This window comes from Clostridium sp. UBA2485 (assembly GCF_002341865.1).
Classification (GTDB): Bacteria; Bacillota; Clostridia; order Clostridiales; family Clostridiaceae; genus Clostridium_J.
Window position 1 is genome coordinate 75,181 of sequence record NZ_DDOV01000011.1, and the last position, 7,340, is coordinate 82,520.

Genomic DNA, 7,340 nt, shown 5'->3' on the forward strand with positions numbered 1-7,340 from the left:
GGAGATATAGGGTATGCAGTTTATTTTAAAAACATTAATATCATCTCTTCTAATTGCTATTGTATCTACTATTAGCAAAAAATCTCCTTTTATTGGAGCTATCATTATATCTTTACCTATAACTTCCATATTAGCTTTAATATGGCTTTATAATGATACTAAAGACATAAATCAAGTAATTTCCTTATCTTCATCTATATGTTTTATGATCTTACCTTCAATATTATTTTTTGTAACTTTAGCTATTTTGCTTAAACATGACTTTAGTTTTATTCAATCAATAATTTTTTCTTCTATTCTTATGATTATTTTTTATACCGCCTATTCCTATGTTTTAAATAGAATTGGCATTAATTTATAAATTATTATTATAAATTTAACATTAAACTATATTATTCAATATTAAAAAAGAATAAATTTTAATTATTACATAAATTATTGTTTTGAAATGTAATTTAAATATATCTCTATTATAATTTTCTTTTTAATTTAGTATTTACATTTTTATAGATTCTACAAAAATGAAACTAAAAAGCATCTAGTCGGCTAGATGCTTTTATAAAACTTATTCTTTTTGGCAACTTCAATATATTTGTAGTTTTTACTATAATCAATATGCTTTTCTTTTAATTACATATTTAATATGCTTTTAATTTTATTTAACTTTTTCCTCTTTCAATTCTATTAATGTCATTATAGAATAATTAGCTAAATCCATTAATGTATCTTCTATACTCTCATCAACCTTATTCTCTGTTTTAATTAACGACTTAAGCCTACTTAATTTATCTTCTAATCTTATTATTGGCATTACCATGCCATATTCTTTAAATCCCTTGCCAAAGCTATCTCCATAGTCATGATTTTTTCTTGTGTATAAACTATTTAGTTCTTTACATATTTCCATATGTTTAGATGGCTTATCCATAATTATCTCTCCTTAACATTTCTATTTAACATATCTATAGTATTCTACAAATTCTGTTTATTTAATTATCTAAATATTTTTGACCTCACTTTCATAGTTTCTATAGAATATTTCATAATCAAGATATAATTTTCATGTTAAAACATTATATATTTAGTAATCAATTAAAATAGAAATATGCACAAAACGATTATTGTGATTAATTTTAGCTTGTAATGAACTCTAAAATAGTAAAAATGTAACACACAACCTATTTACTAAAGCATTTGTTATTTAACATAATTTACGTTTTAAATCAGCTACACTCTTCTTTACTACTCAATTTTTATAAAATTTTATTTATATATAAATTCATTACCTGGCTCATTTAAGATAGATAAATCCATTACTTTCAAATAGGGAGAATGGCCTTCCTCGTCCTCCGTTAATATACCTGTCACAACTACCCAGAGGTTATTGTCAGGTATATCCCTATCAAACTCACATGATAATCCCACAAGATATGCATCTGTACCACAGCAAAAATATTTACGACAAACGGCAAATGGTTCCTTTGCATTCTCTTCTTCTGCTAGGTTGTATATAAATCCTTCATATTGGATAATCTTACCTTTATAACTACTTAAATTAATATACATATCATCAAGCTGTCCAAGAAAGAAATTATCACGAATTATAATATCGGCCTTAGGTCTTGATTGCTTTTCAGAACTAGAGTCCTCTCTATCAATATTTTTTTCACTTTGCCCATTTAAATCATGTGTATTACTCGATGTATCAGGTGCAATAGAATTATCAACTGTCTCTTTATCCAAATAGTTATTAAGCATACTTTGATTAGAAGTGCCACAACCACCTACACTTATAGCCAATACAAAAATAAGTGTCATTAAACACATTTTCTTCATTTTTTCATCTCCCTATTCTAATGCATTTGCTCACAACTTCCGAAAAAATCATCATGACGATATTTACTGTAACAATACTCGCCCCCGTTGGCATATTGAAAATAAAGGACACTATTATTCCAATGATAAAGCAAACCACAGAAATAATGGCAGAAGTAATTACTAGTGCCTTAAAGCTATGGACCATTTTTTTAGCAGTTATAGCAGGAAAAATGATGAGACTTGAAATGAGAAGCGTACCCATAATCCTCATTCCAACCACTACAGTGAGAGCTGTTAAGAAGGAGATTAGAAATTGATACATTGTAACATTAATACCGGAAGCTTTGGCAAAATTCTCGTCACAAATTATGAGAAATAGCCTATTATAAAATAAAATAAAAAGCCCTATTACCAAGATTGATACTATAACACTCAATAAAATATCAAAATTATTCATTGCTAATATGCTACCAAACATGTAGTTGCAAACATCTATATTAAATCCTCTTGTTATAGATGTTATGATAACACCTGCTGAAAGAGAAGCTGTTGATGCAATTCCAATAGCTACATCTCCAGCTACACCTTTTTTCTGACTAACAGCCATAATGATAAATGAAGCTACAATTACTACAGGCATAGATGTATATAAATGAGATAGTCCCATAGACATAGCTAGAGATAGAGATGCAAATCCAACATTTGAAAGACCATGCCCGATTAATGAGTAACGTTTTAGTACTAATACTACACCGAGAAGAGCAGCACAAAGAGATACCAGTAAACCTACAATCAAAGCACGGGTAACGAAAGGATAACTAAAAATTTCAAATATTTTATTTATTGTCATTTTCTTATATCCCCTCTTCTAAAAACTTGCCACTCTTCTATGTTCCCACAAAATCTTAAGTGATTATCCATTACAGCTACACCATTGGCATAATCTTTAACTTTATTTAAGTCATGAGAAACCATTAGAATTGTGATATTATGCTTGGTGTTTAAGTCTGATAATATATTGTATAAACTCTTCGTAATATCTTCATCTAAACCAGAACAAGGTTCATCCAAAATTAATAATTTAGGATTTTTGCATAGTGCTCTGGCCAGCAGTACTCTTTGCTGCTGACCACCTGAAAGTTCTCCAATTTGCTTGTTTGATATATCTGTTATTTCTAAAAGTGCTATAGCTTCTTTTGCCGCTTTTATATCATCTCTTGAGTAAAAAGGGATTCTCTTAGCGCTTTTTTGTCTTCCCGTAATTACGATCTCATAAACTGTAGCAGGCAGATCAGAAGGAATTGTGCTAATCTGAGGTAAATAAGCTATTTGCTCTTTTGATATATTAAATTCCACTTTTCCTCTATTAAATGGTACAAGTCCTAATATACCTTTTACTAGTGAACTTTTACCTGATCCATTTGATCCTACAATACAAAAATAATCTCCATCGGCTATTTCAAAACTCACATCTTTTACAGCCAATACGGATTCATAAAATATGTCTAGGTGAGAAACTTTTAAAATCCACATATCAATTCAGCCCTTTTTTGATACTCTCAAGATTTTCACGCATAATATTAATGTAGGTTGTTTTATCCTCTAGTTGATCTTTTGATAAATTATGTGCTGTACTAAAAAGTTCTGCTGAGATACCTGTTTGCTGTGCAATAGACTTGGCTACTTTTGGATCTACAAACTCTTCATGATATATACAAGAAATGTTATTTTTCTTTATATAATCAATAATGGAAGTTATGGTTTGGACACTCGGCTCACCTTCAGTGGAACAAGAATCATAAGCAGATTCGTACTTTAAACCATAATGATTTAGAAAATAACTATAGGCGAAACGTCCTCCAAACACCAATGTGTTCCGTTTACTACTTTTTACTACTTTAAAAATATCATCATCTAATTTCTGTAACTCTTTTTTATAATTATCTGCATTTTTACGATAGAATTCAGCATTGATGACGTCTTTTTCACAAAGTCCAGCTACGATATTGTCAACCATCTTCATTGCTAAAGTCGGGTCAAGCCAAATATGTGGATCATATTCGTGATGGTGTTCATCCTCAGCCAGATGATCTTCTTCATGGTCCTCCTTATGCTCATCATGGTCATGTTCTTCTTTTACCAAACTAATACCATTGGATGCATCAATTACTAGTAAATTTTTATTTATTCCCCCTTCTACCACCTTTTCAGCCCAAGGTTCCATATATTTACCCGTATATATAAACATATCCGCATTATAAATATTTGACATATCGCTAGGCTTAGGGTCAAAAGTATGACTTTCTATTCCTGGTGGTAAGAGTAATTTAACATCTGCCTTATCTCCCACAATCTGAAGTGTAAAATCATACTGTGGAAATAGTGATGCAACAATAGTGAGTTTATGATCAATAACTTTCTGATTTTCATTTGTGTTATTGCAAGCAGTAAGAGAAAACATCATTGCTGCAATTGTAAAAATAGCTAATAACTTTTTCATTTTTATCCTCCTATGAGCTTGCACAGGATTTACATAATCCATAAAATACAGTTCTACGTCCATCAATAGTAAATCCATCTGTTGACTTTATACCTTCAAACAATCTCTGAAGTGCAGAATTTTCAAAATGTACAATCTGACCACAAGATTGACACATGAGGTGATAATGTTCTTGACATATTGTATTTTCACCTATGAATTGATAACAAGCTGGTTGATTTTCTGTAAGCAAATATTTTCTCACTAAACCACTTTCCTCTAATTGTGATAGATAACGATATACCGTAGACTTTGCTACTGGAGTTCCATTTGCTTTTAAGATATCAATAATTTCTTCAGCTGTAATATGTTCTCCATTATGATCTTGCATACAATCAAGTATTAGTGCTTTTTGCTTAGTATTTCTTGAAATACTAGATTGTTTATTTGTACTTAACATAATAATACCTCCTTATCGAAACTCGGAATCAGTTTTAATAAGAATATCACTATTTTAATTTATTTGTCAATATCATTTGATAAATAAGCATAATTTTTTTCATATCCTTTTATTTAAAATATTTTAGATTTAATTTTAAAATTTTCTTGACAATTAGGTTTATGATGTCATAATAATCCACATTATAAAAAGGACTATCTCAAAATNNATTTTGAGATAGTCCTTTTTATTTCTCATACTTAATTATTATACCTATTCATACTACCTATAAGATTACAATATCTGACAAGCTATTCCTGTATAATATCTGTGAAAATCTTTGTACCAAATATGCTTTATATATTCCTCATTTTCTTTTTTATACCAAGGATTATAGTACGTAAAGTAGTCCTTGTTTCTCTCTATTAATACAACCCAATGGCTATTTCTAAGTCCAAATTCTTCTTCATCACCTGTAAGAAGAACCATAATAGGCGCTATTTTTAAAGATTCTTTCCATTCATCATCATAAAATGACATTCTAAATTTAATTTTGTTTTCAACACAAAATTTAAAAATATCCTCTGGATAAACCCCACAAGGCGAATCATCTTCATCATATCCTTTTTCTTTAGGAGGTAACTTAAAATTTAACTTTTCACCTAAGGTTTTAAAATCTTCACATTCTGATATACCATGATATTTTAACAACATTGATAAGCTTGCTATTCCACAAGAAACCTCTGGGTAAAACTCTTGTTCATTTTGGCTGATAAAAAAATCTTTATACATACTTACTCTCCTATCTAAAATAATAATTTACTAAATATTATTTATATTTTAGCTATACAATATATTCAATTCCAAAATTTATATTATCATATATTTTTGGAAATATCTACATAAATGAATTTAAAATCCTCTTAAATTATTATTACATATTCTATATTAATATATGGATACGTTATTGAATGTTTAACTAAACATAATAAAAAGAGCTTTTGCAAGCTCTTATGTATTATTTAAAGTAAACTAAATACTCAATATTTCTAGATCTCAATCTAATATAAAATTAACTCACTTACTTTAAAAATATGATTACTTTTTAAAACTGTGTTTTAGATAAAGTATTTTACAAAATAGTTAGATTACATTATCCTTCCAGGTAATAGTGCATCTAAAATTCCGATAACTATAGCTGCTAATAATGCTCCTATTATAGATACTCTCATATTTGGAACTAAAAATTGTGTTAAGTATATTATTACAGCAGCAATGGCAAATCCTTTTAGTCCCTTTCCTATAGGAGATGCGTCAACTCCCATAAGTGATTCTGCGAAATAATCTAATACAGTTATTACAAGTGCAGCTATCAAAAATGACCATAATCCATGAATAGTAAATCCAGGTGTGAAAAATGATGTTATACCTAAAACAACTGCAACTAATATTAATCTTACTATCCACCCCCAAATACTATTATTATTTGAATCATTTCTTTTATTTTCTTTATCTTGTTCCATTAAAATTCCTCCCTTATAAATTTTTATTGTCACATATTATAGTATGCTCATATAATTGAGAAATATAATAAATAATGAAGAATATATATTTAATACTATTTATATTTAAAAAATATGAGAAATTTAATTTAAATTTTAATCTTTTTTTAGTGTTTTATTAATTATAATTAATCCATTAATAAACAGTTATAACTTGTATCTCATACTTGAATATCTGTTTTCTTTAATTGAATAGCATATTTATAGTCATTTTATAATGTTTAGCAATATTAAGATTCCTTCGATATTCAATAACAATTTTTTCTGTTTTAGAGTGATTTTCTCAACTACATAGCCTTAATTTTTTTGTATAATATTATAAATTCTACTTATAATATTATTGTACGATTAAACTCCACATATAAAATGAGCTAAGTAATACATTTATCATATTGCTTAGCTATTCTTATTTTTAATAATAAAACAAAACATATTAAGAGCCTTATTTACATTGTAATCTTTCCAAATGGAAGTATTTTTACATATTATATTTGTTAAGAATCTTATAAGTCTTTCGTAGCTTGTCACCTTGAAATTATCAATTAATTACTAGCTCCTAGAATAATTTAATATAAATAATATTCGGATTTTTCCGAGATATCCTATTACAATGAGGACATGTTAAATACTTTTTTCTTATTTATTTTTCAACTTCTTCACGTAATAATAAAAACTTATTCTTACAAGTTATACACCTATATGAACTATAAATATTTATTATATCTCACCTCACTTTTATTCTTATGCATAGAAAAAGCACCAGTTTTTCTACCAGTACTAAAATATATTAATAACATTGAAAACTATCAATTTGATCTAATGCAGCTATAGATATACCACTCCTAAATTTAATCTATTTCTTAAAATAATTAACACTTATTGGTATCATCCCTAAAACTACTAAGTTTAAAATTCACAGTTCACAATTCACAATTTCGGATATTTCTCAGTGGTAGCTGAGAAATTTAGAATTGATTTCTTTTTAAAGTTACGCAGTAGCTTATTATAAAGAGACTAGCAAATGTAGCCTCTCCATAGTATT

The 7,340-nt window shown here is 27.9% G+C and carries 9 protein-coding genes; 1 reads left to right on the forward strand and 8 read right to left on the reverse strand.

What is annotated here, in order from left to right; genetic code table 11:
* The first annotated feature begins 13 nt into the window (after positions 1-13).
* Positions 14-361 (forward strand): DUF3147 family protein, encoded by a 348-nt coding sequence (locus tag B3603_RS01570; protein WP_291559917.1) that lies wholly within the window; start codon positions 14-16, stop codon positions 359-361.
* Positions 362-655: 294 nt separating this feature from the next.
* On the opposite strand, the gene B3603_RS01575 is transcribed toward B3603_RS01570, so the two are convergent.
* The 8 genes from B3603_RS01575 to B3603_RS01610 all read right to left on the reverse strand — a co-directional run bounded on the left by B3603_RS01575 (position 656) and on the right by B3603_RS01610 (position 6,259).
* Complete coding sequence (locus B3603_RS01575; protein WP_291559940.1) at positions 656-931, reverse strand: DUF1599 domain-containing protein; 276 nt, start codon at positions 929-931, stop codon at positions 656-658.
* Between the two features lie 332 nt (positions 932-1,263).
* Positions 1,264-1,836 (reverse strand): hypothetical protein, encoded by a 573-nt coding sequence (locus B3603_RS01580; RefSeq protein ID WP_291559919.1) that lies wholly within the window; start codon positions 1,834-1,836, stop codon positions 1,264-1,266.
* Between the two features lie 4 nt (positions 1,837-1,840).
* Positions 1,841-2,668 carry a metal ABC transporter permease gene (locus B3603_RS01585; protein WP_349676771.1) on the reverse strand — a complete coding sequence of 276 codons (828 nt, stop codon included), beginning with the start codon at positions 2,666-2,668 and terminating at the stop codon, positions 1,841-1,843.
* The gene (locus B3603_RS01590; protein ID WP_291559922.1) at positions 2,665-3,351 is read right to left on the reverse strand and encodes a metal ABC transporter ATP-binding protein; all 687 of its coding nucleotides are present in this window, start codon (positions 3,349-3,351) and stop codon (positions 2,665-2,667) included. Before B3603_RS01590 ends, B3603_RS01585 begins: the two co-directional genes overlap by 4 nt.
* Before the next feature lies 1 nt (position 3,352).
* Complete coding sequence (locus B3603_RS01595) at positions 3,353-4,318, reverse strand: metal ABC transporter solute-binding protein, Zn/Mn family (RefSeq protein WP_291559925.1); 966 nt, start codon at positions 4,316-4,318, stop codon at positions 3,353-3,355.
* A gap of 10 nt (positions 4,319-4,328) precedes the next feature.
* Positions 4,329-4,757: a Fur family transcriptional regulator gene (locus B3603_RS01600; protein ID WP_291559927.1), complete on the reverse strand. Its 429-nt coding sequence runs from the start codon at positions 4,755-4,757 to the stop codon at positions 4,329-4,331.
* A 273-nt stretch (positions 4,758-5,030) separates the two neighbouring features.
* A complete protein-coding gene (locus B3603_RS01605; protein WP_291559930.1) occupies positions 5,031-5,528 on the reverse strand; it encodes a hypothetical protein in 498 nt (165 codons plus the stop codon).
* 356 nt (positions 5,529-5,884) lie between these two features.
* Positions 5,885-6,259, reverse strand: a complete 375-nt coding sequence (locus tag B3603_RS01610) for a phage holin family protein (RefSeq protein ID WP_291559932.1) — start codon at positions 6,257-6,259, stop codon at positions 5,885-5,887.
* Positions 6,260-7,340 lie beyond the last annotated feature (1,081 nt).